This window comes from Streptomyces sp. NPDC029138 (genome assembly GCF_055564375.1).
In genome coordinates, this window is sequence record NZ_JBVHWM010000006.1 from 174,654 (window position 1) to 198,986 (window position 24,333).

The 24,333-nt window shown below is 70.5% G+C and carries 19 protein-coding genes and 1 pseudogene; 9 read left to right on the forward strand and 11 right to left on the reverse strand.

Going from position 1 to position 24,333, the window contains the following annotated elements; all coding sequences use genetic code 11:
* Positions 1-3 precede the first annotated feature (3 nt).
* Complete coding sequence (locus ACZ4WH_RS09075) at positions 4-381, reverse strand: phage holin family protein (RefSeq protein WP_468178171.1); 378 nt, start codon at positions 379-381, stop codon at positions 4-6.
* Positions 382-485: 104 nt separating this feature from the next.
* Between ACZ4WH_RS09075 and ACZ4WH_RS09080 the strand changes: the two genes are divergently transcribed.
* The 4 genes from ACZ4WH_RS09080 (at position 486) to ACZ4WH_RS09095 (ending at position 2,833) form a co-directional block, all read left to right on the forward strand.
* Complete coding sequence (locus ACZ4WH_RS09080; RefSeq protein ID WP_030640081.1) at positions 486-803, forward strand: cupin domain-containing protein; 318 nt, start codon at positions 486-488, stop codon at positions 801-803.
* A 133-nt stretch (positions 804-936) separates the two neighbouring features.
* Positions 937-1,149: a DUF5326 family protein gene (locus ACZ4WH_RS09085; protein WP_030640080.1), complete on the forward strand. Its 213-nt coding sequence runs from the start codon at positions 937-939 to the stop codon at positions 1,147-1,149.
* A gap of 193 nt (positions 1,150-1,342) precedes the next feature.
* The gene (locus ACZ4WH_RS09090; protein ID WP_468178173.1) at positions 1,343-2,296 is read left to right on the forward strand and encodes an IclR family transcriptional regulator; all 954 of its coding nucleotides are present in this window, start codon (positions 1,343-1,345) and stop codon (positions 2,294-2,296) included.
* A 99-nt stretch (positions 2,297-2,395) separates the two neighbouring features.
* Positions 2,396-2,833 (forward strand): SsgA family sporulation/cell division regulator, encoded by a 438-nt coding sequence (locus ACZ4WH_RS09095; protein WP_468178175.1) that lies wholly within the window; start codon positions 2,396-2,398, stop codon positions 2,831-2,833.
* Positions 2,834-2,998: 165 nt separating this feature from the next.
* Here ACZ4WH_RS09095 and ACZ4WH_RS09100 read toward each other — a convergent pair whose 3' ends face one another.
* Positions 2,999-4,414: a YibE/F family protein gene (locus tag ACZ4WH_RS09100; protein ID WP_468178313.1), complete on the reverse strand. Its 1,416-nt coding sequence runs from the start codon at positions 4,412-4,414 to the stop codon at positions 2,999-3,001.
* A 251-nt stretch (positions 4,415-4,665) separates the two neighbouring features.
* Between ACZ4WH_RS09100 and thiC the strand changes: the two genes are divergently transcribed.
* Positions 4,666-6,450 (forward strand): phosphomethylpyrimidine synthase ThiC, encoded by a 1,785-nt coding sequence (thiC, locus tag ACZ4WH_RS09105; RefSeq protein WP_468178177.1) that lies wholly within the window; start codon positions 4,666-4,668, stop codon positions 6,448-6,450.
* 116 nt (positions 6,451-6,566) lie between these two features.
* Here the strand turns inward: thiC and ACZ4WH_RS09110 are convergent, their stop codons facing one another.
* From ACZ4WH_RS09110 to ACZ4WH_RS09120, 3 genes are all read right to left on the reverse strand, one after another.
* Positions 6,567-7,430: a hypothetical protein gene (locus tag ACZ4WH_RS09110; protein WP_468178179.1), complete on the reverse strand. Its 864-nt coding sequence runs from the start codon at positions 7,428-7,430 to the stop codon at positions 6,567-6,569.
* A 181-nt stretch (positions 7,431-7,611) separates the two neighbouring features.
* A complete protein-coding gene (locus ACZ4WH_RS09115) occupies positions 7,612-8,691 on the reverse strand; it encodes a metallophosphoesterase (protein WP_468178181.1) in 1,080 nt (359 codons plus the stop codon).
* A gap of 296 nt (positions 8,692-8,987) precedes the next feature.
* Positions 8,988-10,100 carry a LacI family DNA-binding transcriptional regulator gene (locus ACZ4WH_RS09120; protein WP_171154747.1) on the reverse strand — a complete coding sequence of 371 codons (1,113 nt, stop codon included), beginning with the start codon at positions 10,098-10,100 and terminating at the stop codon, positions 8,988-8,990.
* Between the two features lie 452 nt (positions 10,101-10,552).
* Between ACZ4WH_RS09120 and hisC the strand changes: the two genes are divergently transcribed.
* On the forward strand, positions 10,553-11,632 hold the full coding sequence (gene hisC / locus ACZ4WH_RS09125) for a histidinol-phosphate transaminase (RefSeq protein WP_468178184.1): 1,080 nt from the start codon (positions 10,553-10,555) through the stop codon (positions 11,630-11,632).
* A gap of 13 nt (positions 11,633-11,645) precedes the next feature.
* Here the strand turns inward: hisC and ACZ4WH_RS09130 are convergent.
* Positions 11,646-11,962 (reverse strand): annotated as a pseudogene (locus tag ACZ4WH_RS09130) (cyclophilin-like fold protein); the annotation flags it as partial.
* A 166-nt stretch (positions 11,963-12,128) separates the two neighbouring features.
* Here ACZ4WH_RS09130 and ACZ4WH_RS09135 point away from each other — a divergent pair.
* The 3 genes from ACZ4WH_RS09135 (at position 12,129) to cydD (ending at position 18,651) form a co-directional block, all read left to right on the forward strand.
* Positions 12,129-13,637: a cytochrome ubiquinol oxidase subunit I gene (locus tag ACZ4WH_RS09135; protein WP_468178187.1), complete on the forward strand. Its 1,509-nt coding sequence runs from the start codon at positions 12,129-12,131 to the stop codon at positions 13,635-13,637.
* A 15-nt stretch (positions 13,638-13,652) separates the two neighbouring features.
* Entirely contained in the window at positions 13,653-14,672 is a 1,020-nt protein-coding gene (gene cydB / locus ACZ4WH_RS09140) for a cytochrome d ubiquinol oxidase subunit II (RefSeq protein ID WP_468178189.1), read from the forward strand.
* Between the two features lie 61 nt (positions 14,673-14,733).
* Positions 14,734-18,651, forward strand: coding sequence for a thiol reductant ABC exporter subunit CydD (gene cydD / locus ACZ4WH_RS09145; protein ID WP_468178191.1), 3,918 nt, complete (start codon positions 14,734-14,736; stop codon positions 18,649-18,651).
* 252 nt (positions 18,652-18,903) lie between these two features.
* Here the strand turns inward: cydD and ACZ4WH_RS09150 are convergent, their stop codons facing one another.
* From ACZ4WH_RS09150 to ACZ4WH_RS09170, 5 genes are all read right to left on the reverse strand, one after another.
* Entirely contained in the window at positions 18,904-19,776 is an 873-nt protein-coding gene (locus ACZ4WH_RS09150) for a Cof-type HAD-IIB family hydrolase (protein WP_468178193.1), read from the reverse strand.
* Positions 19,777-19,878: 102 nt separating this feature from the next.
* The gene (locus ACZ4WH_RS09155) at positions 19,879-20,781 is read right to left on the reverse strand and encodes an LLM class flavin-dependent oxidoreductase (RefSeq protein WP_468178194.1); all 903 of its coding nucleotides are present in this window, start codon (positions 20,779-20,781) and stop codon (positions 19,879-19,881) included.
* Positions 20,782-21,033: 252 nt separating this feature from the next.
* Positions 21,034-21,582 (reverse strand): RNA 2'-phosphotransferase, encoded by a 549-nt coding sequence (locus tag ACZ4WH_RS09160; RefSeq protein ID WP_468178195.1) that lies wholly within the window; start codon positions 21,580-21,582, stop codon positions 21,034-21,036.
* A 135-nt stretch (positions 21,583-21,717) separates the two neighbouring features.
* The gene (locus ACZ4WH_RS09165; protein WP_468178196.1) at positions 21,718-23,472 is read right to left on the reverse strand and encodes an SDR family oxidoreductase; all 1,755 of its coding nucleotides are present in this window, start codon (positions 23,470-23,472) and stop codon (positions 21,718-21,720) included.
* Positions 23,469-24,311, reverse strand: a complete 843-nt coding sequence (locus ACZ4WH_RS09170) for a M24 family metallopeptidase (protein ID WP_468178198.1) — start codon at positions 24,309-24,311, stop codon at positions 23,469-23,471. Before ACZ4WH_RS09170 ends, ACZ4WH_RS09165 begins: the two co-directional genes overlap by 4 nt.
* Positions 24,312-24,333: the final 22 nt, after the last annotated feature.

Genomic DNA, 24,333 nt, shown 5'->3' on the forward strand with positions numbered 1-24,333 from the left:
CGCTCAGTCCTCGTCGGGCAGGACGACGTGCAGCGCCCAGGAGACGACGGAGACGATCAGACCGCCGAGGACGGCCGTCCAGAATCCCTCCACATGGAAACTCAGGTCGAGCTTGCCGCACACCCAGGAGGTCAGCAGCAGCATCAGCGCGTTCACGACCAGGGTGATCAGGCCCAGGGTCAGGATGAACAGCGGGAAGGTGAGCACCTTCACGATCGGCTTGACCAGCCAGTTCACCAAGCCGAAGACCAATGCGACGACGATGAGCGTGCCGGCCTTCTTGGCGGTGCTGTCACCCGTCAGGGTGATCTTGTCGAGCAGCCATACCGCGACCGCCAGGGCGCCCGCGTTGGCGATCGTCTTGACTACGAAATTCTTCATGTGTCTGATCGTGGCAGACCGGGCGGACCCTGGCCGGACGGACGGCGAGCGGTACGACGGCGAGCAGCGGAACAGCGAGCAGTGAGGCGAGGGCGGCAGCGGCGATGAAGGCATTCCGGCTGGACGATCTGGAGGCGGAACGCGCCGCCAACGAGGGCGCCTACCTTCAGTTCCTGCGCGAGAGGAACATGTCGGTCGGCCTGTACGCCCTCAACGCGGGCGAGCACGACCCGCAGAAGCCGCACGGCCAGGACGAGGTGTACTTCGTGGTCAGCGGCCGGGCCTCGATCACCGTCGGTCTGGAGACGACCCAGGTGGCGCGGGGCAGCGTCGTGTACGTGCCCGCCGGCGTCGCCCACAAGTTCCACCACATCAGCGAGGACCTCAGGGTGCTCGTCGTGTTCTCTCCGCCCGAGGCGTGACCCCGAAGCCCCGGGTTCCCTAGGGGACGGGTCAGGGGAGGACAAGGGATGCGAGGCCCCCGCGAGGGCCCTTTGCGGCCCTAGCATCGAGTGCGGAACATCGACAACGCACAGAACGCAAAGGACGAGGGCGATGCGAGAGATCTTCGCGGGGCTGCCGTGGTGGGTGAAGTGGGTCGCGGTGCCGGTCATCGCCCTGGTCGTGTTCGGCGGCCTGATAGCGACGGTGGTCGGGTTCGTGATCGGTCTGCTGTTCAAGGCGCTGGTCTTCGTCGCCCTGGTCGGCGGACTGATCTACATCGTCCGCAAGTTCATGGGGAACTCCTCGTCGCGCAGCGACTGGTGAGGCACCCGGGAGCCGGTCACCCATGACGGAGGGCCGGTTCCCTCGGGGGAGGGAAGTTTTCCCCGGGAGCCGTCTGCGCGCGGTGGCGGGCGGTTAAAGTCCGGAACCCCACGGGGCCCGGCCCCGTGGGCCGCGCAGACCCCCCTCCGTGCTTCCTCGCACGGGCTGCCCCCTCGCGCTCCGGGAGTGACCCTTGTCCACGGTTGACACCGCACCGGCAGAACCCCATGCACCCCCCGCCCCACCGCGCTCCTGCGCACCCCCCGGCCGGCGACCGGCGTCCCTGGCCGTCCCCGGCCAGCCGCACGCGGCGGCCTTCTCCGGACCCCCGCGTGCCACGGACCGCTCCGGACCACCGCCCTCCGCCGGCCGGCCGGGCCCACCGGCCCCCACCCCACCCACCGCCACGCTCATCGGGTCCGTCCAGCGCGCCATGCGCCTGCTGGAGACCGTCGCCGCGCACGCATACGGCGCCCCCGCCAAACAGCTCGCCCGTGAGACCGGTATCGCGCTGCCCACGACGTACCACCTGCTGCGCACCCTGGTCCACGAGGGCTATCTGCGCCGGGAGAAGGGGCTCTTCTTCCTCGGTGACGCGGCGGAGCGACTGGGCCGCAGCGGAGCACGGCAGAAACGTCGCAGCACGGTGGCGGACACGCTCGCGCACTGGCGGGATTCCATCGGTGTGCCGGTGTACTACGCGATGTACCGGGACGGTGAGATCGAGGTCATGTGCGTCTCCGACTCCCGTCAGGCGCCCGCGGTCGAGGAGTGGGCCGACTTCCGCGAGACCGGCCATGCGCACGCGATCGGGCAGTGCCTGCTCTCCCAGTTGGACGAGGACGCGCGGCGCGACCACCTCGCCCGCTATCCCGTGCAGCCCGTCACGCCGTACACCGTGCGGGACAACGACGCGCTCCTGCGGCGGCTGTCCCGGACGCGGCGCATGGAACCGGTGGTGGAGCGACAGGAGTACGCGGTCGGCACCGTCTGCGCGGCGGTCCCGATCACGGTCGGCACCACCGCGGCCACCATGGCCATCTCCCTGCCCGTCCACCAGGCCGACCGGCTGATGCCCGCGGCACAGCGGCTGCAAACGGAGATCGGGCGGCATCTGGGGTCGCTCACCCTCTCTATCAGTATCTGAAAAATTACTCCTTGTGATCTCCTGTGTACTTTCAGCAAGATTTGACCACGGTCAGAGGGATCAATCCCGGCCAGTCGATGTCATATGACGGGATAGGCGATGCGCGAGTCCGTACAGGCAGAAGTCATGATGAGCTTTCTCGTGTCGGAGGAGCTCTCCTTCCGCATCCCGGTGGAGTTGCGCTACGAGACCTGTGATCCGTATGCCGTACGCCTCACCTTTCATCTGCCCGGTGACGCTCCGGTGACCTGGGCCTTCGGGCGGGAGTTGCTGATCGACGGGGTCGGTCGTCCGTGCGGCGAGGGGGATGTGCACATCGCCCCCGTCGATGCCGAGGTGCTGGGTGAGGTGCTGATCCGGCTTCAGGTCGGCGGCGACCAAGCCTTGTTCCGCTCGTCGGCGCCACCGCTCGTGGCCTTCCTCGACCGTACGGACAAGCTCGTGCCGCTCGGTCAGGAGGGTGCGATCGCCGACTTCGACGCTCATCTCGACGAGGCCCTGGACCGCATCCTGGCCGAGGAACAGAGCGCCGGCTGAAGCGTTACGGCAAGGGATGGAGGGCGATCCGCCGTGCCGCGTGGAACTGTGCAGGAACGCTTCTGCGGCGGGGGTCCGGTCCGGGCCCCCGCCTCTCCGCGGTGCTCAGCGCTTCCGGCGGCACCCCTCCGTACGTCACCGCTTCCGACGCGCCCCCACGGCACGTCACCGCTTCCGACGTCGGCCCCGGCCGCCGCGTGCCGGTGCGGGCTGTGCGCCGGCCGACGCTGTGGCAGCGGTGCCGGGCCGGTCGGCCGACACGACGAGCGCGGCCAGCGCGGTGGTGACCGGGACCGAGGCGACCAGACCGATCGAGCCCACCAGCGTGCGCACGATCTCCTCGGCCACCAACTCGCTGTTCGCCACCGTGCCGACGCTGCTCTGCGCGATCGAGAAGAGCAGCAGCAACGGCAGTGCGGCACCGGCGTAGGCGAGCACAAGGGTGTTGACCACGGAGGCGATGTGGTCGCGGCCGATGCGGATGCCCGCCCGGTACAGCCCGCGCCAGCCCATCGACGGGTTGGCCTCGTGCAGTTCCCAGACGGCCGAGGTCTGCGTCACCGTCACGTCGTCCAGGACGCCGAGCGAACCGATGATGACGCCGGCCAGCAGCAGACCGCTCATGTCGATCGACGGGTACAAGCCGTGGATCAGGCCGGTGTTGTCGTCGGTGTTGCCGGTCAGCGCGGCCCAGCCGATGAACAGCGAGCCGAGCAGACCGATCAGCGAGAGCGAGATCAGCGTGCCGAGCACCGCCACCGACGTACGCGCCGACAGGCCGTGGCACATGTACAAGGCGATCAGCATGATGGCGCTCGATCCGACCACGGCCACCAGCAGCGGGTTCGCCCCCTCCAGGATCGCCGGCAGGATGAAGAGCGTCAGCACCAGGAAGCTCACGGCCAGTGCGACCAGCGCCATCACACCGCGCAGTCGGCCCACCACGACGACGGCCACCGCGAAGATCCCCGCGAGCAGCGCCATGGGGAACTTCCGGTTCACGTCGGTCACCGAGTACTGGAGGTCCTTGGGAGCGGAGGGCTCGTAGGCGACCACGACCTTCTCGCCCTGGTTCAGCTGCCGCGACTGGTCCGGCTGCACGATCTCGGTGAACGTACGGCCCTTGTCCTTGCCGGTGTCGACCCGGATCGTGGCCTTCTTGCAGGTCCCGTTGGCCTCCGCCGCCGCCGACGTGCCCTCGGCGGTGGAGGCGTCGCCGGTCGGGGTGCTGCCGGACGCGTTCACCGACTTGCAGCTGACCTCGACGACCCGGGTGACCGTGGCCTGCTGGGTCTGCCGGTCGAAGCCGACGCCGGTGCGTTTGTGGGAGGGGGCGTCCCCGGGCCAGAGCACCACGAGGCCGACCAGGACCGCCGCGGTGAAGGGCACCAGGATCGCCGCGATGACCTTGCGCAGGTGCTGGGAGACGGGGGCGGCGGGACCGTGACTGTGGCTGTGGCCGTGCGAGTGGCTGTCGCCGTGTGAGTGACCGTGGCCGCGTGGACCGTGGCCGTGTCCGCTGTCCTGCGCCGGGCCGTCTCGGCGGGACGGCTCGGGCGGCTGGTAGGGGTACTGCTCCATCCTGGTCACCGCCCGATCATCGCAAGAACGGCGGGGGGCCCACTGTTCACCGCGCCACACATGACGCTAGCGTGGAGGCACCTTTGCACACGCGGGAGCTCGGAGCACCGGGCTGAGAGGGCGCTGACCTCCGTATACGCGATGTTTCACGTGGAACAAGCCATGTTCCGCAGGAAACATCGGCAGACGGAAACCGCTGCGTCGACCGCCGAACCTGTTACCGGGTAATGCCGGCGTAGGGAGTAGGTCTCATGACCAACAAGGACGCACGCACGCCTGCCTCCGTTCAGGACGAGAAGTCTCAGGAGGCCGGGAAGTCCATCGGCTGGCACAAGGCGTACGTCGAGGGTTCGCGCCCCGATCTGCGCGTGCCGGTCCGGCAGGTGCACCTCACCAACGGGCAGTCGGTCACGCTGTATGACACGTCAGGCCCGTACACCGACCCACTCGTCGAGACGGACGTCCGCAGGGGGCTGTCGCCGCTGCGGGAGAACTGGATCATCGCCCGCGGTGACACCGAGGAGTACGCGGGCCGTCCGGTCCGTCCCGAGGACGACGGGATCAAGCACACCTCGCCCCGGGGCGGGCTGCGGAACCTGGACGCGGTCTTCCCCGGACGCCCGCGTCAGCCGCGGCGGGGCCGCAACGGCCAGGCGGTGACGCAGCTCGCGTACGCCCGACGGGGCGAGATCACACCGGAGATGGAGTTCGTGGCCCTCCGGGAGAACGTTTCGCCCGAGGTGGTCCGCGAGGAGATCGCGGCGGGCCGGGCCGTGCTGCCGGCCAACGTCAACCATCCGGAGACCGAGCCGATGATCATCGGCAAGCGGTTCCTGGTGAAGGTGAACGCCAACATCGGCAACTCCGCGGTGACGTCCTCCATCGAGGAGGAGGTCGAGAAGATGACCTGGGCGACCCGCTGGGGCGCCGACACGGTCATGGACCTGTCCACCGGCCGCAACATCCACACCACCCGCGAGTGGGTCCTGCGCAACTCCCCCGTCCCCATCGGCACGGTGCCGCTCTACCAGGCCCTGGAGAAGGTCGACGGCAAGGCCGAGGAACTGACCTGGGAGATCTACAAGGACACCGTCATCGAGCAGGCCGAGCAGGGCGTGGACTACATGACCGTCCACGCGGGCGTCCGGCTGCCGTACGTCCCGCTCACCGCCAACCGCAAGACCGGGATCGTCTCGCGCGGCGGGTCGATCATGGCCGCGTGGTGTCTGGCGCACCACAAGGAATCGTTCCTGTACGAGAACTTCGAGGAACTGTGCGAGATCCTCGCCGCCTACGACGTCACGTACTCGCTGGGTGACGGCCTGCGGCCGGGTTCGATCGCGGACGCCAACGACGAGGCGCAGTTCGCGGAGTTGAGGACGCTCGGGGAACTCAACCGGATCGCCAAGCGTTTCAACGTACAGACCATGATCGAGGGCCCGGGACACGTCCCGATGCACAAGATCAAGGAGAACATCGACCTTCAGCAGGAGATCTGCGATGAAGCTCCGTTCTATACGCTCGGCCCGCTGACCACGGACGTCGCGCCGGCGTACGACCACATCACCTCCGGCATCGGCGCCGCGATGATCGCCTGGTGGGGCACGGCGATGCTCTGCTACGTCACGCCCAAGGAGCACCTGGGCCTGCCCAACCGGGACGACGTCAAGACCGGTGTCATCACCTACAAGATCGCCGCGCACGCGGCGGACCTCGCCAAGGGCCACCCGGGTGCCCAGGAGTGGGACGACGCTCTGTCCGACGCCCGCTTCGAGTTCCGGTGGGAGGACCAGTTCAACCTCGCGCTGGACCCGGACACGGCACGGGAGTTCCACGACGAGACCCTGCCGGCCGAGCCTGCCAAGACGGCCCACTTCTGCTCCATGTGCGGTCCGAAGTTCTGCAGCATGAAGATCTCGCAGGACATCCGGCGTGAGCACGGCGGCAGCCGGGCCGAGATCGAGGAGGGTATGGCTGCGAAGTCGAAGGAGTTCGCGGCTGCCGGCAACCGGGTCTATCTGCCGATCGCCGACTGAACGCCCGCATGCTGAACTCGCCGCGCCGGCCGGTCCGATGACGGTCGGCTGGTGCGGCGGGGCAGTAGGGCTCGCGGCCGGCCGGGTGGTGGCAGCACCCCGGTGGGCCGCTCGGATCACTCGGGCTGGTTCTCCGGGCCGCCGAAGTCCGGGCTCGTGTAGTCGGGGCTGGTGAAGCTCGGGCGGCCGGTCGCGGCGCCGTCGTCGGGGCTGCTGAACCCGGGGCGGTCGTAGCCGAGGCGGGGTATGCGGCCGGTCGGTGCGGGTGGGGCCGGTGGGTGCACGGCGGGCGTCCCGGGCTCGGCGAGTGCCTCTTGGAGGAAGGGCAGGATGCCGCGCTCCAGCAGGGCGTCCCGCCAGGCCTCCTTGGCCCTGGTCAGCTCCTCGTTGGACGCGTCCCGTGCCCGGGCGTCCGCCGGGGTGCTGTTGCGCAGGGCGGTGAGCACCAGTCCGACCGCGGCGACGAGGATCGTCGCCGCGGTGATGGCGCCGAACACCCAGCCGGCGGTGAGCATGGTCCGGGCGAAGGTCTGCCCGGGATCGAGCACCTTCAGGATGTAGCCGACGAGCAGGAAGAGCACCGCGGCGGTCCCGGACAGGACGGGAGCCAGGACGGCGATGACCGCGATGGCGCCCGCGCCGGTGGTCTCGGCGGCTTCGCCGAGGGTAGTGGCGAGTCCCGTGGCGGTCGAACCAGGGGACGCCACCTCGGAGTTGTCGGCGGCCGACGGGCCGGACAGCGCCGGGTGACGCAGTTCGTCGCGCAGTTTGACGTAGTGCTGGTACTCGGCCGCCGCGGCTGCCGTGATCAGGGCGGAGGCGCTGAGCGCCATGGTGCGCAGCTGTTCAGAGTTGAGCCGCTGTCCGACAGCGGCCAGTTCCGGTCGGTGCGGTGCGGAGCGCAGCGCCTCATCGAGGAGCCGCTCGAATTCCTGGCGGTCCTCGCTCTTCAGGTGCTGCGGAACGCTGTTCATGTGCATCCCCCGATGCTCCGTAGGGCTTGGGGCTCGCACGCCGGCGAGCCGTCGGGCAGAAACGGAGGGGAGCCTGCTACGGATAAGCCGATGGTAGAGCCGTGACGGCGCACGGTGACAGGGGATTGCCGGAAATTGCGGTCCGGCCTGCGCGTACGCGGCCAGGGAACATTTGCCCGCCGAACGGTCACATATCCAGAGGCAGTTGCTGGACCAGCAGTTTTCCGGCCATGGTCACTCCGCCGTCCATGGCGATGGCGAGCCCGTCGGCGTAGACGTGCGGTCCCTCGACGACCGGGCCGCCGCTCTCCTCGCCGTCCTCGGAGCCGACCTCGCCGAGGAGATAGGGAATGGGGCTGTGCCCGTGAACGACCCGGGTGCCGCCGTACGTATCGAGGAGGGAGCGCACGGCGTCGGCGCCGCCCTCGTCGCGGAAGGAGAAGCGCTTGGTGAACTTGCGGAACAGGTCCCAGACCTCGTCGGCGTCGTTGCGGGTCAGAGCCTCGCGGACGGTGTCGTTGACCGCCTCGATGGAGTCGCCGTAGTCGAGGTAGGCGGTGGTGTCGGAGTGGATGAGCAGATAGCCGTCGACCTCCTCGACGGCGTCGAGGCGGGCCATCCACTGCAAGTGATGGTCCTGGAGGCGGTCCATGTCGGTCTTCTGGCCGCCGTTGAGCAGCCAGGCGGCCTGGAAGGTGGCGGTGCCCGCGCCGGAGTTGACGGGGGTGTCGCCGAACCGTTTGGCGCCGAGGAGCAGCAGTTCGTGGTTGCCCATGAGGGCCTTGCAGTAGCCGCCGGCCGCCGCGGCCTCGGCGGACAGCCGCATGACCAGGTCGATGACGCCGATGCCGTCCGGGCCGCGGTCGGTGAAGTCGCCGAGGAACCACAGCCGGGCGGTGCCGGCGCACCACTGGCCCGAGGCGTCGATCAGGCCCTGCTCCTGAAGAGCGGCCATCAGCTCGTCCAGGTAGCCGTGGACGTCACCGACGACGTAGAGCGGGCCGGGCCCGGTCGCGGGCTGCGGGGCCGGGGCTGCGGGGGCGGGCTCGACGGGGACCTGGAGGGTGTCGCCGCGGTTGATGACGGGAAGGTCGCGCTGGGTGGGGGTGTAGCCCTCGGGGTACGCCTCGTCGGCGGGCGGGACGACGTCGCCGGGGTGGACGCGCTGGACGTACGGACCGGTCTCGTGGACGTACGCGGGTACCCGGAAGTCGCGTAGCGTCGCCGTCCGCTCCGCCTCGGGTCCCTGACCGGCCCCCTGAGTCATCAGACCCCTCCACCATCGCGCCGCATCTGCACCGCTTCGGACTGCCTGGTCGCAGCGGTCCGCGGTGTCGTGGGCCCATCATAGGAATGCGCGTCGCGCCGTGTGATGACCCAGGGGTGGTGAATCGGAACAAGACTCCAGTTCACCGCGGCTTTCGCCCCGTTTGGGCAGATGTTCGACGGGCTGTCGGCCGACCGAGTCCTCGGCGGGCCGGGCTCGCCGCGCGCGTAGCGCGTCGGCCGGTCCCCCTGTGCCGCACCGGCCGGGCCCCGCACGGGCCGGTGCGGCCGGCGGGGCTACGTGTCGTCCGGTGTCCGCGGCGGGCTGACCGTCGTGCGCGGGGACCGCCGCTGGGAGGAGGTGCGCACGATCAGCTCCGTCGGTATCACCTGCTCGACCGGCTGGTCGGACTCAACACCCTCGATGGCGTCGATGAGGAGCTGGACGACGGCGGTGCCGATGCGGCGCGGCTTCAGGGACAGGGTGGTGATGGGCGGCTCGGTGCTGGCGTACACGGTGGACTCGCTGCAACACACCAGCAGCAGGTCGTCGGGGACGCGCAGGCCGTAGCGGCGGGCGGCGGCGAGCAGGTCGGTGCCGTTGGGGTCGAACAGTCCGTAGACCGCGTCGGGCCGGTCGGGGCGGGCGAGCAGCCGGTCGGCGGCGACGGCGCCCGCGCACGGGTCGTGCGCCGGGTAGGCCTCGTAGACCGGGTCCTGGCCGACCCGTTCGCACCAGCGCAGGTAGGCGGTGGTCGACAGGTGGGTGTATGTGTCCGTCGTGGTGCCGGTGAGCAGGCCGATGCGGCGGGCGCCGGCGGCGGCGAGGTGGTCGAGGATGCCGAGTACGGCGGCCTCGTGGTCGTTGTCGACCCAGGCGGTGACGGGGAGTGCGCCGGCCGGCCGGCCGTCGGAGACGACGGGCAGCCCCTGCCTGACCAGCTCGCTGACCACCGGGTCCTGGTCGGACGGATCGATGACGACCGTGCCGTCCAGGGCGACGTTGGACCAGACGTCGTGGCGGGAGGTGGCGGGCAGGATGACCAGGGCGTAGCCGCGGGCGAGCGCGGCCGAGGTCGCGGCCCGGGCCATCTCGGCGAAGTAGGCGAACTCCGTGAAGGTGAAAGGTTCATCCCCGTACGTCGTCACGGTCAGGCCGATCAGGCCCGACTTGCCGGTACGGAGGGTGCGGGCGGCGGCCGAGGGTCGGTACCCCAGCCGGTCGGCGACCTCGCGGACATGGCGCCGGGTGGCATCCGGGAGCCGGCCCTTGCCGTTGAGAGCGTCGGACACGGTCGTGATGGAGACCCCGGCGGCGGCGGCGACGTCTCTGATGCCCGCCCGACCCGGCCGGCTGCCTCGACGTGAGGTTTCCGCGCGGCTCACCTGGTGCTTCCCTGCTGCTGTCATGGCGAGCCGATAGTAGGGCTCATGCGGTGGGGTAGTGCGGACGCATATGCACGCGTTGACAGGCACGTTTCTGCATGGTCATGGGACGTCAACTGCCTGGGAAAACAAGGTGGTTGACCGATCCAATAGTAAGACGTGACTTGTCGACGCGGATGGACCTACCAAGTCCCCGATGTCTCGAAGAGGTCTCAACTCACCTTCACGGGGGACGCGCGCCACGGCGCAAGCCACCGGCGCATAGATATATGTACGGCGCGCCCCCCGAAACGTACGCCTTCGTACGAGGTTGCCCTTGATGCCGGTGGCAGACGTGAGCTTCGCCTCTTTCGGGGGCGACGGCCGCACTACTGGGCGTCCCGCACCTGTTCGCAGCGGCGCCGAATCCTCTTAAGGTGAGAAGTATTGGAGCCGGCGGTGTCGACGGGCCGCCGGTGGTCGCGAGGAGGACTGCGGTGAGCGAGACGAGCCCCAAGCTGCGCGCCGAGCTGGAGGGTATCCCCACCTACAAGCCGGGCAAGCCGGCCGCGGCCGGCGGACCGGTCGCCTACAAGCTGTCCTCCAACGAGAACCCGTACCCGCCGCTGCCCAGCGTGCTGGAGAGCGTGACCGCGGCGGCCTGCGACTTCAACCGCTACCCGGACATGGCCTGCACCGGGCTGATGAACGAGCTGTCCGAGCGCTTCGGTGTGCCGCTCTCCGACGTGGCCACCGGCACCGGCTCGGTGGGGGTCGCCCAGCAGCTGATCCAGGCCACCAGCGGCCCCGGCGACGAGGTGATGTATGCCTGGCGGTCGTTCGAGGCGTACCCGATCATCACGCAGATCAGCGGCGCCCGCTCGGTGCAGGTGCCGCTGACGCCGGGTGATGTGCACGACCTGGACGCGATGGCGGACGCGATCACCGACCGGACGCGGCTGATCTTCGTCTGCAACCCCAACAACCCGACCGGCACGGTGGTGCGACGGGCCGAGCTGGAGCGGTTCCTCGACCGGGTGCCCACTGATGTGCTCGTGGTACTGGACGAGGCCTACCGGGAGTTCATCCGCGACCCCGAGGTGCCCGACGGTGTCGAGCTGTACCGGAAGCGGCCCAACGTCTGCGTCCTGCGGACCTTCTCCAAGGCGTACGGGCTGGCAGGGCTGCGCGTCGGTTTCGCGATCGCCCATGAGCCGGTGGCGGCGGCGCTGCGCAAGACGGCGGTGCCGTTCGGGGTGAGCCAGCTCGCGCAGGAGGCGGCGATCGCCTCGCTGCGTGCCGAGGACGAGTTGCTGGGCCGGGTGGGCTCACTGGTGTGCGAGCGCATCCGCGTGGTCGACGGGTTGCGGGCCCAGGGCTGGACGGTGCCGGAGACACAGGCCAACTTCGTGTGGCTGCGGCTGGGGGAGCGTACGGTCCCGTTCGCTCAGGTCTGTGAGGAGCACGGGGTGGTGATCCGGCCGTTCCCGGGCGAGGGTGTGCGGGTGACGGTCGGGGAGGCCGAGGCGAACGACATCTTCCTGAAGGTGGCGGAGGGGTTCCGCAAGGAGCTGTAGTCCGGCGGTAGCTCTACTCGTCGATCAGTTCGACCCGGATGGGATCGCCGTCGCGCACGGTCGCCAGGAGGGCGGCGTCCCCGTCCACGCTGCCGAGGACATTGCACGGGCTCGCGAGGCGGCACTCCTCGCCTCGCGAGATCGGCGTGTGGCCGTAAGGGAGGGCGAGTGCGTCGCCATCCGTCCAGAAGGCCATTGTGCCCGGTTCCATGTCTGTCGGGCGTCCGTTTCACGTGAAACAGAGACGCCTGTGTCGAAATACACCTCCTCATCCCATGTGCGCGCGGTCGAAGCGAGGGGCAGCGCCCTGGCGAAGGCCTGGACAGTCGGGGCGCCGGGGCGAAGGAGGGGACCCCCCTTCGTGGACCGAAAATCAGTGCGTCATAATGGCTTGTGAATGTGAACGCTTTCACAAGCGTGTCTCGTTTGCTCCGTATGTGTGCAACAAAAGGGGCAAACCGCCGCTGTACCACGGCGTAGTAAGGAGAGTGACGACGTGGACCTGGCTTTGGCGCCGGAGACACTGGCGCGCTGGCAGTTCGGCATCACCACCGTCTACCACTTCCTGTTCGTTCCGCTGACGATCTCCCTGGCCGCCCTCACGGCCGGGCTACAGACGGCCTGGGTGCGCACGGAGAAGGAGAAGTACCTCAGGGCGACGAAGTTCTGGGGCAAGCTCTTCCTGATCAACATCGCGATGGGCGTGGTCACCGGCATCGTGCAGGAGTTCCAGTTCGGCATGAACTGGTCCGACTACTCGCGCTTCGTCGGTGACATCTTCGGCGCCCCGCTCGCCTTCGAGGCACTGATCGCGTTCTTCTTCGAGTCCACCTTCATCGGCCTGTGGATCTTCGGCTGGGACAAGCTGCCCAAGAAGCTCCACCTGGCCTGCATCTGGATGGTCTCGATCGGCACGATCCTGTCGGCGTACTTCATCCTCGCGGCGAACTCCTGGATGCAGCACCCGGTCGGCTACAAGATCGACAAGGCGAGGGGGCGGGCCGAGCTGACCGACTTCTGGGCCGTGCTGACCCAGAACACGGCCCTCAGCCAGGCCTTCCACACCCTGTCCGCGGCCTTCCTGACCGGTGGCGCCTTCATGGTGGGCATCTCCGCCTACCACCTGGCCCGTAAGAAGCACATCCGCGAGATGAAGACCTCGCTGCGGCTCGGCCTGATCACCGTGGTCATCGCCGGCCTGCTCACCGCGGTCAGTGGCGACACCCTCGGCAAGGTCATGTTCAAGCAGCAGCCGATGAAGATGGCCGCCGCCGAGGCGCTGTGGGACGGCCAGAAGCCGGCGCCATTCTCGATCTTCGCGTATGGCGACGTGGACAAGGGCCACAACACGGTGGCCGTCGAGATCCCCGGTCTGCTGTCCTTCCTCGCCGACGACAGCTTCACCTCGTACGTGCCCGGCATCAACGACGTCAACAAGGCCGAGCAGCAGAAGTTCGGGCCCGGTGACTACCGGCCCAACATCCCCGTCGCCTTCTGGGGCTTCCGCTGGATGATCGGCTTCGGCATGGCCTCCTTCGCCATCGGGCTGGCCGGGCTCTGGCTGACCCGCAAGAAGTTCATGCTGCCGCCGGCCCTGAGGGTCGGCGACGACGAGGTGCCGCATCTGGTGCTGTTCAAGAACAAGGCCCTCAGCCCGAAGCTCACCCCCTGGTACTGGCGCATCGCGACCTGGACTCTGGCCTTCCCGCTGATCGCCAACTCCTGGGGCTGGATCTTCACCGAGATGGGCCGCCAGCCGTGGGTCGTCTACGGCGTCCTCCAGACCCGGGACGCGGTCTCCCCCGGTGTCTCCCAGGGCGAGGTCCTCACCTCGATGATCGTCTTCACCTCGCTGTACGCCATCCTCGCCGTGATCGAGGTCAAGCTGCTCGCGAAGTACGTCAAGGCCGGCCCGCCCGAACTGACCGAGGCCGACCTCAACCCGCCCACGAAGATCGGCGGCGACACCCGTGACGCCGACAAGCCGATGGCCTTCTCGTACTAGGCCGAGGGAACAGTCATGGAACTTCACGACGTCTGGTTCGTCCTGATCGCCGTCCTGTGGACCGGCTACTTCTTCCTGGAAGGCTTCGACTTCGGGGTCGGTATCCTCACCAGGCTGCTGGCCCGCAGCCGGCCCGAGCGCCGGGTGCTGATCAACACCATCGGCCCGGTCTGGGACGGCAACGAGGTGTGGCTGCTCACCGCGGGCGGTGCGACCTTCGCCGCGTTCCCGGAGTGGTACGCCACCCTCTTCTCCGGCTTCTACCTGCCCCTGCTGCTCATCCTTGTCTGCCTGATCGTCCGGGGTGTCGCTTTCGAGTACCGGGCCAAGCGGCCGGAGGAGAACTGGCAACGCAACTGGGAGACGGCGATCTTCTGGACCTCGCTGCTCCCGGCGTTCCTGTGGGGCGTGGCCTTCGGGAACATCGTGCGGGGGGTGAAGCTCGACCAGAACTTCGAATACGTCGGCAACGTCTGGGACCTGCTCAACCCCTACGCCCTGCTCGGCGGTCTGGTGACGCTCACGCTGTTCACCTTCCACGGGGCGGTGTTCACCGCGCTCAAGACCGTGGGGGAGATCCGGGTACGGGCCCGGAAGCTGGCCCGGTGGGTGGGTCTGGTCGCGGCCGTCGCGGCGCTCGCCTTCCTGCTGTGGACGCAGGCCGACACCGGTGACGGCAAGAGCCTGGTGGCCCTGATCGTGGCCGTCGTCGCCCTCGTGGCGGCTCTCGTGGCCAACCAGGCCGGGCGGGAGGGATGGTCGTTCGCGCTGTCCGGGATCACCATCGTGGCGGCCGTGGCGATGCTCTTCCTGTCGCTCTTCCCGAACGTCATGCCGTCCACGCTGAACGGGGACTGGAGCCTGACGGTCACCAACGCCTCGTCGAGCCCGTACACCCTGAAGATCATGACGTGGTGCGCGGCGATCGCCACGCCGCTCGTTCTGCTCTACCAGGGCTGGACCTACTGGGTCTTCCGCAAGCGGATCGGCACGCAGCACATCGCTCCTGACGCTGCGGCCGGAGCCGCGCACTGAGTCCACCGAGGGGGGTGTTTCACGTGAAACAGTCCCCTCGGTACCGAAGGGCATGTTTCACGTGAAACCAATCGATCCCCGTCTTCTGCGGTACGCCCGTGCCACCCGGCTCTTCCTCGTCGCGGTCGTCGGCTTGGGGGCCGTCGGGGCTGGACTGGTCATCGCTCAGGCCATGCTCGTCGCCGAGATCGTCGTCGGGGCGTTTCAGCATGGGCAGTCGGTCGGTGAACTGCGCACGCCTCTGCTGCTGTTGGCGGCTGTGGCCGTCGGGCGGTCGATGGTCGCGTGGCTCACCGAACTCGCGGCCCACCGTGCGAGCGCTGCCGTGAAGTCGGAGCTGCGCGGGCGGCTCCTCGACCGGGCTGCGGCGCTCGGTCCGGGGTGGCTGAGTGGTCAGCGGACCGGCTCGCTGGTCACCCTGGCCACGCGTGGGGTCGACGCCCTGGACGACTACTTCTCGCGCTATCTGCCGCAGTTGGGGCTTGCCGTGGTCGTGCCCGTGGCGGTGTTGGCCCGGATCGTCACCGAGGACTGGGTGTCGGCCGCGATCATCGTCGGTACGCTGCCGCTGATTCCGGTCTTCATGATGCTGATCGGCTGGGCGACCCAGTCCCGGATGGACCGTCAGTGGCGGTTGCTGTCCCGGCTGTCCGGTCACTTTCTGGACGTGGTCGCGGGACTGCCCACGCTGAAGGTGTTCGGTCGGGCCAAGGCGCAGGCCGCGTCGATCCGGCGGATCACCGATGAGTACCGGCAGGCCACTCTTCGGACGCTGCGGATCGCCTTCCTGTCCTCGTTCGCGCTGGAGTTGCTGGCCACGCTGTCGGTCGCGCTGGTTGCCGTGACGATCGGGATGCGGCTCGTGCGCGGCGACATGGATCTCTCCATCGGTCTGGTGATCCTCGTGCTGGCGCCCGAGGCCTATCTGCCGCTGCGGCAGGTGGGTGCGCAGTACCACGCGGCGGCGGAGGGGCTTGCCGCGGCGGAGGAGATCTTCACCGTGCTGGAGAAGGCGGTGCCGGAATCGGGTACCGGTGCGGTGCCGACGGGTGGACTGGCCTTCGAGGGGGTCTCCGTTCGGTATCCGGGGCGTTCTTCGGATGCGGTGACCGATGTGTCGTTCACCGTCGAGCCCGGTGAGACCGTCGCGCTGGTCGGGCCGAGCGGGGTGGGCAAGTCGACGCTGCTGAGCGTGCTGCTGGGGTTCGTACGGCCCACCGAGGGGCGGGTGCGGATCGGGGGCGCCGATCTTGCCGGGCTGGATGTGGCGGAGTGGCGGTCGCGGGTCGCGTGGGTGCCGCAGAGGCCGCATCTGTACGCCGGGACGATCGCGGAGAACGTGCGGCTGGCTCGGCCTGACGCGGATGACAGTGCTGTGCGGCGGGCGCTGCGGGACGCGGGGGCGTGGGAGTTCGTGGCGGCGCTGCCGGAGGGGGTCGACACCGTACTCGGGGAGGACGGGGCCGGGTTGTCGGCGGGGCAGCGGCAGCGGCTGGCGTTGGCTCGGGCCTTTCTCGCGGATCGGCCTGTGCTGTTGCTGGATGAGCCGACGGCTGCGTTGGACGGGGGGACCGAGGGGGAGGTTGTGGCTGCGGTGCGGAGGCTTGCGGCTGGGCGGACCGTGGTGCTTGTTGTGCATCGGCCGGCGTTGTTGGGGGTGGCTGACCGGGTCGTACGGCTGGGAGGTGCCGCGTCTGTGCCGTCCTCGGGGTGCAGTGGGCCCACCGGGGGGCTCCGCCCCCTGGACCCCCGACCTCGCCCACCCGCCACCCGACTCGGTCAGCTGGAAGGCGAGCCGACGGGGTTCCGGCTCGGTGGGCTGGATGGTGGGCCGGTGGGGGCTGGGCTCGGTCGGCTGGAAGGTGGGCCAGCGGGGGATCGGCTTGGTGGGCTGCACGGTGGGCCGGCGGGGGATCGGCTCGGTGGGCTGGGAGATGAGCCGGCGGGGGCTCGGCTCGGCCGGCTGCATGGCGAGCCGGTGGGGGCTGGGCTCGGTCGGCTGGAAGGTGAGCCAGCGGGGTTCCGGCTCGGTGGGCTGGAAGGTGAGCCGGCGGGGTTCCGGGTCGGTGGGCTGGAAGGTGAGTCGGCGGCGTCCCGGGTCGGTGGGCTGGATGGTGGGCCGGTGGGGGATCGGGTCGGGTGGTCGGATGGTGAGTCGGTGGAGGGGCGGCTCGGGCGGCTGGAAGGTCAGTTGGCAGAGGGGCGGCTCAGTGGGGTGGGGCGGGGGCAGCGGACTGGGCCGGGTGTGTTGCGGCGGGTTCGGGGGGTTGGTGGGGGGCGGTTGGTCCTGGCCCTGGGGTTGGGGAGTCTTGCGTTGGGGAGTGCCGTGGGGCTCATGGCCACCTCCGGCTGGCTCATCTCCCGGGCCTCGCAGCAGCCGCCGGTGCTGTATCTGATGGTGGCCGTGACCGCGACCCGGGCGTTCGGGATCGGGCGGGCCGTCTTCCGGTACGCCGAGCGGCTGGTGTCGCACGACGCCGTCCTGCGGATGCTGGCCGATACCCGGGTCGCGGTGTACCGGCGGCTGGAGCGCCTGGCCCCCGCCGGACTGCGTGGCGCCCGGCGCGGTGATCTGCTCACCCGGCTGGTCGCGGACGTGGACGCGTTCCAGGACTACTGGCTGCGCTGGCTGCTGCCCGCCGGAGTCGCCCTCACCGTCTCCGCCGCCTCCGTCGGCTTCACGGCCTGGCTGCTGCCCGAGGCCGGTGCCGCCCTCGCGGCGGGTCTGCTGGCGGCCGGTGTCGGTGTCCCCCTGCTGACCGCGACCGCGGCCCGGCGGAGCGAGCGGCGGCTGGCGCCCGCCCGGGGGGTGCTCGCGACCCGCGTGACCGACCTGCTCACCGGCACCGCCGAGCTGACCGTCGCCGGTGCGCTGCCGGCCCGTACGGACGCGGCGCGGCGGGCCGACGGCACTCTCACGCGGATCGCCGCGCGCGCCGCCGCCGTCACCGGGCTCGGGGACGGGCTGACCGCGCTGATCTCCGGGCTGACCGTCACGGCCACCGCGGCGTTCGGCGCCCAGGCGGTGGCGGCCGGCCGGCTGAGCGGCGTGGCGATGGCCGTGGTCGTCCTGACCCCGCTGGCCGCCTTCGAGGCCGTACTGGGTATGCCGCTCGCCGCGCGGTACCGGCAGCGGGCGCGGCGCAGCGCGGAGCGGGTGTACGAGGTCCTGGACGCGCCCGAGCCCGTACGCGAGCCCGTCTCGCCCGGGCAGGCGCCCGCCTCGCCGTTCCCGGTGGTCGTCAAGGGCGTGGTCGCGCGGTACGCGGGGCAGCGGCAGGAGGCGCTCGCCGGGCTGGATCTGACGCTGGAGGAGGGGCGCCGGGTCGCGGTGGTGGGAGCGTCCGGCTCCGGCAAGACGACCCTCGCGCAGGTGCTGCTGCGGTTCCTCGACCCGGAGGCGGGCTCGTACACGCTCGCCGGTGTGGACGCGTGCGCGCTGGACGGTGACGACGTACGGCGGTTCGTCGGGCTGTGCGCGCAGGACGCGCACCTCTTCGACAGCTCGGTGCGCGAGAACCTGCTCCTGGCCAGGAAGGACGCGACCGAGGCCGACCTGCGGGGAGCGCTGGCCCGGGCCCGGCTGCTGGACTGGGTGGACGCGCTGCCCGACGGCCTGGACACGCTCGTCGGCGAGCACGGGGCGCGGTTGTCCGGCGGGCAACGGCAGCGGCTGGCGCTGGCCCGCGCGCTGCTGGCCGGTTTCCCCGTGCTGGTGTTGGACGAGCCCGCCGAGCACCTGGATCTGCCGACGGCGGACGCGCTGACCGCCGATCTGCTGGCCGCGACGGAGGGCCGTACGACGCTGCTGATCACCCACCGGCTGGCGGGACTCGACGCGGTGGACGAGGTGATCGTGCTCGACGAGGGCCGGGTGGTGCAGCGGGGGCCGTACGAGCGGCTGATCGCCGAGGCCGGGCCGCTACGGGAAATGGCACGCCGAGAGGCCGAGGCGGAGTCACTGGTGGGCGTGGGCTGAGCGCTGGCGGACGGGGCCGGTCCCCGGGGGCCTGGGTGGGGACCGCCGGGGCCTGTTCGCTTCGTCCGGGTTCATCGACGCGGCGGGTCACCAGGCCGAGCCCTCCCGGTGGGGGCGGGTCCGACGGTCTCGGCAGGATCTCGTGGCCCGGTCGTTTCTCCAGGGACGTCTGCTCGGGGTCCAAGCGCAGTCGTGCGGCGGCGTTCGACCGGGGGCACCGGTGCGGCAGGTCGCCGTGATGCGCGCGGAGCGCTACCGCACTCGGTGGGCGAGCAGGTGCTCGATCACCACCGCCACTCCGTCGTCGTTGTTGGCGACCGTGCGGCCCGACGCGGCCGCGATGACGTCGGGGTGGGCGTTGCCCATCGCGTAGGACTGGCCCGCCCAGGTCAGCATCTCGACGTCGTTGGGCATGTCCCCGAAGGCCACGACCTCCTCGTGCGAGATGCCGCGCTCGGCGCAGCACAGGGCGAGGGTGCTCGCCTTGGAGACGCCGGGGCCGCTGAGTTCCAGCAGGGCGCTGGGGCTGGAGCGGGTGACGTTGGCATGGTCGCCGACGGCCAGCCGGGCGAGGGTGAGGAACGCGTCGGGGTCCAGGGAGGGGTGGTAGGCGAGGATCTTGAGCACGGGCTGATCGGCGTCGGGGCCGTCGGGTGCGAGCAGCCGCTCGGCGGGCAGGAGGTGGTCGGGGATCTCCATGTGCAGCTTGGGATAGTCCGGCTCCTGGTGGAAGCCGTAGGTCTGCTCGACCGCGAACACCGTGCCGGGTGCTGCCTCGCGCAGCAGATGTACGGCCTTCAGCGCGTTGTCCCGGGCCAGCTCGCGGACCTTCACGAACCGGTGGGCACCGGGGCCGCCGTGCAGGTCGACCACGGCGGCGCCGTTGCCGCAGATCGCCAGACCGTGCCCGTGGACGTGGTCGCTGACCACGTCCATCCAGCGGGCCGGCCGGCCGGTGACGAAGAAGACCTCGATCCCGGCCTCCTCGGCGGCGGCCAGCGCGGCGACGGTCCGTTGGGAGACCGACTTGTCGTCGCGCAGCAGAGTGCCGTCCAGGTCGGTGGCGATCAGCCGCGGCGGCAGGGCGGCGGCAGGGGTCCCGGGCTGTCTGGTCGCTGAGGTCACCCGGCCATTCTCACCCAGGCATCCGCACGACCGTGCGGGAGTCCGCACAGATGAGACACAGGTGACCCTCAGGGCGGTCGACGCGGACGGTTGGTCCGGGGGTCAGTCCAGCTGGGCGAGAGCCTCCATGGCGATCCGCTCGAAGACCTTCTCGTCGGCGGCGAAGTCGGAGTCCGGGATGGGCCAGTGGATCACGATCTCGGTGAAGCCCAGCTCCTGGTGGCGGCCGGCGAAGTCCACGAAGGCGTCCAGGGACGCGAGCGGCCGGGCGCGGTCCGGGGTGAAGCCGGTGAGCAGGACCTTGTCCAGCTCGGCCAGGTCCCGCCCGGCGGCCTCGCAGGCCTCGGACAGCTTGCCGATCTGGCCGCGCAGGGCCGCGACGGACTGCTCCGGCGTGCCGGTCTCGTACAGCTTCGGGTCGCCGGTGGTCACCCACGCCTGGCCGTACCGCGCGGCGAGCTTCAGGCCGCGCGGGCCGGTGGCCGCCACCGCGAACGGCAGCCGGGGGCGCTGCACACAGCCCGGGATGTTCCTGGCCTCGTGCGCCGAGTAGAAACGGCCCTCGGACGACACGGCGTCCTCGGTGAGGAGCCGGTCGAGCAGGGGCACGAACTCGGCGAACCGGTCGGCGCGCTCGCGCGGGGTCCACGGCTCCTGGCCGAGGGCGCTCGCGTCGAAACCGGTGCCGCCCGCGCCGATGCCGAGGGTGACCCGGCCGCCGGAGATGTCGTCCAGCGAGATGAGTTCCTTGGCGAGGGTCACGGGGTGGCGGAAGTTCGGCGAGGTGACCAGCGTGCCGAGGCGCAGGCGCTCGGTGGCCGTCGCAGCCGCCGTCAGCGTGGGGATCGCGCCGAACCAGGGGCCGTCACGGAAGCTGCGCCAGGACAGGTGGTCGTAGGTGTAGGCCGTGTGGAAGCCGAGCTGCTCGGCGCGCACCCAGGCCGCACGGCCGCCCTCGTGCCAGCGGCGGTACGGCAGGATCACGGTGCTCAGACGCAGACTCATGCGTCCGAGCGTAAGCGGCACCGCGGGCAGCGGACGAAACGATCACCGTGTGCGGTCCCGCGGCCACGGAGTGCTCGGCGCGGCCACAAGTCCTCAGGGCGGCCGCGGAGTGCTCAGGATGGCTACGGAGTGCTCAGCATGGCCACGGAGCGCTCAGTACCGCCGCGGAGTGCTGAGGGCAGCCACGGTGTGTTCAGTGCGCCACGGAGTGTTCAGCCCCGCCACGGAGCGCTCAGTGCCGCCACGGCGTGCTCAGTGCGGGCCGGGAAAGCGCAGGTAGTGCGGAGGCACCGTCGCGGTCAGCCAGACGCCGTTGGCGCTGACGCGGAACACATGGCCGTCGCGGTGCATCGCGCCGGAGTCCACGGCCAGCACCACGGGCCTGCCCCGGCGGGCTCCGACGCGGGTGGCGGTCTCCCGGTCGGCGGAGAGGTGGACGTCGTGCCGGTTCATGGGCCGCAGGCCCTCCGCGCGGATCGGGTCCAGGTTGCGGGCGACCGTGCCGTGGTACAGGTACGGCGGCGGGGTCGCCGGGGGCAGGCCGAGGTCGACCTCGATGCTGTGGCCCTGGCTGGCGCGGATCCTGCCGTTCTCGACGGCGAAGCGCTGCTTGTCGTTCGCGGCGACCACGTGGTCCAGCTCCTCGCGCGTGAGCCGGAACCCATGGGCGGCGGCCGCGGCGATCAGGGTGTCGATCTCCACCCAGCCGCCCGGGTCCGGCGTGAGTCCGATCCTTTCGGGCTGGTGGCGCAGGTGTTTGGAGAGGTACTTCGACACCTTCACAGTGCGGCGTTCGTCCATGGGTCCAGCGTGCGGGAGAGATGCGGATCACGCAGGTTGTTTTCGCTCCGAGGTTTGTCCACAACCAAGTGTGGTTATCCACAGGGGAATTGGCGAAGTTGTGGACAACTGGCGTGCCGTTTGCGGCGTTTCGAGTCACAACCTCGGTTCCACCCGCGCGATCCTCCTCAGCAGCCCCGGTGCGAAGCGGGACAGCAGGTGGGCGCCGCGGGCCTCCGGGGTCACCGGTGCCACCGCCCTGTTGCCGACCACCGCGTCCAGGATCGCGTCGGCCACCTTCTCCGGCGGGTAGTTGCGCAGCCCGTACAGCCGGGCCGACCGCTGCCGGCGGCGCTTTTGTTCCTCCTCGTCGACGCCGGTGAAGCGGGCCGTGGAGGTGATGCTGGTGTTGACGAAGCCCGGGCAGACCGCCGTGACGCCGATGCCCTCGGAGGCCAGCTCGGCGCGCAGGCACTCGGAGAGCATCAGGACCGCCGCCTTGGAGGTGCTGTAGGCGGGCAGCGCGCGCGAGGGCTGGTAGGCGGCGGCCGACGCGACGTTGACGATGTGGCCGCCCTGGCCGCGTTCGGCCATTCGCCCGCCGAAGAGCCGGCAGCCGTGGATCACGCCCCACAGGTTCACGTCCAGCACCTTGCGCCAGTCGTCGGTCGTCGTGGCGAAGAAGGAGCCGGACAGACCGATGCCCGCGTTGTTGACCAGCACGTCCAGCACGCCGTACTCGTGGTGGACCTTCTCCGCGAGCTTCTCCATGGTTTGCTCGTCGGAGACGTCGGCCGGCTCGGCCCAGGCCTCGGGCGCGCCGACCAGCCGGGACAGCTCGGCGGTGCGGGCGGCGGCCTCGGTGTCGCGGTCGACGGCGATCACGCGCGCGCCGGCCTCGGCGAAGGCGAACGCCGTCGCCCGGCCGATCCCGCTGCCCGCGCCGGTGACCAGCACCAACTGCCCGGCGAACCGGTCGGCGTGGCGCCCGGTGGGCTGCGGGGCGCCCCGGCCGCCCTCCACGGACGTCACGAACTCCTCGACCCAGGCGGCCACCTGGTCGGGGCGCGTACGCGGGACCCAGTGCCTGGCCGGGAGCGTGCGGCGGGTCAGCCGGGGCACCCACCGGTCCAGGTCGTCGTAGAGCCGCTCGGAGAGGAACGCGTCGCCCTGGGGCGTGATGAGCTGCACGGGCGCGTGTGCGTACGCGTCCGGGCGCGGCCTGCGCAGCCGGGCGCGGACGTTGTCCCGGTACAGCCAGGCGCCGTGCGCCGCGTCGGTCGGGAACGAGGCGGTCGGGTAGTCGCCGCCGGGCACCCGCTCGACCCGCTCCAGGATCTTCGGCCAGCGTTTGCCGAGCGGCCCGCGCCAGGCCAGCTCGGGCAGGGCCGGCGTGTGCAGCAGGTACACGTACCAGGACTTGGCGCCCTGGCCGAGGAGCTGCCCCACCCGGCGGGGCGTGGGGCGCTTCACGCGCGCGTCGATCCAGTGCCCGAAGTGGTCGAGGGAGGGACCGGAGATCGAGGTGAAGGAGGCGATACGGCCCTCCGTGCGGCCCACCGTGACGAACTCCCAGGACTGCACCGAGCCCCAGTCGTGCCCGACGAGGTGCACCGGCCGGTCCGGGCTGACCGCGTCCACGACCGCCAGGAAGTCGTCCGTGAGCTTGGCCAGGGTGAAGCCGCCGCGCAGCGGCCGGGGCGCGGTGGAGCGGCCGTGGCCCCGGACGTCGTAGAGGACGACGTGGAAGCGGTCGGCGAGCCGGACGGCAACCTCCGACCAGACCTCCTTGCTGTCCGGGTAGCCGTGCACCAGCACCACCGTCGGCCGGCCGGGGTCGCCCAGCTCGGCGACGCACAGCTCGACCCCGCCCGTGCGCACCCAGCGCTCGCGTGCACCCTCCAAGGTCACTTCTCCTCCGCCCAGCGCCGCGTGTGCGGCAGATCGTCGTCCAGCCAGAACGCGCTCTCCTCGGGGTCCCGGGAGTCGGTGATCACCAGGATCTCCTCGAACTTCGCGCCCGTCCCCCGGAAGCCGAGGTGGGGTTCGACCGCCCACAGGCCCGGTCGCGGGGGGTGGTCCGAGAAGCGGTACGGCGACCACAGCGGCGACCAGCCCTCGCGGTGGCCGTGCAGCGCGTCGGCGGCCAGGCCCTTCAGGGACTGTGTGCCGAACCCGAACAGATGGGGTGACCAGCGGCGCTGCCGTACCCGGTCCACCTTGTGGGCGATCACCCCGAAGGGGTAGGCCCGGTGCCGGTTGGCGTAGCCCTGGCGGACCATGAGCCGGTCCACGTCCTGGTAGATCTCCCGCAGCGGGCGCCGCTCGCGCACCTCGCGCAGGATCAGCTCGCGGTGTGCCTCCAGGTCGGCCATCAGCCGGTCCTGCACCGGGTTCACGCCCAGCGAGCCGGAGTAGCCGATGTCCGCGGTGTACCCCTCGTACACCGGCGCCATGTCGAGGATGAACGGCATCCCGGGCTCCAGCGCGCGGCCGGTCGGGAAGAACTGCAACGGGACGCGGAAGTTCACGAACGCCGTGCGGTCCCCGAACCAGGCGAAGGGCAGGTGGAACCAGTCCCGCACCCCGCGCTCGCGCAGCCACTCGCGCTGCATCCGCGCCGCCTCGCGCTCCGTCACGCCCGGTTCGAGGCGGGCCGCGACCGCTTCGGCGCACTCGTAGGCGAGGCGCTGCACGGTCCGGAAACCTCGCAGCTCCGCCGAGCGCTCACTGGTCGACGTCGTCGCCATGCCACCTCGCCCCACCGTCGCG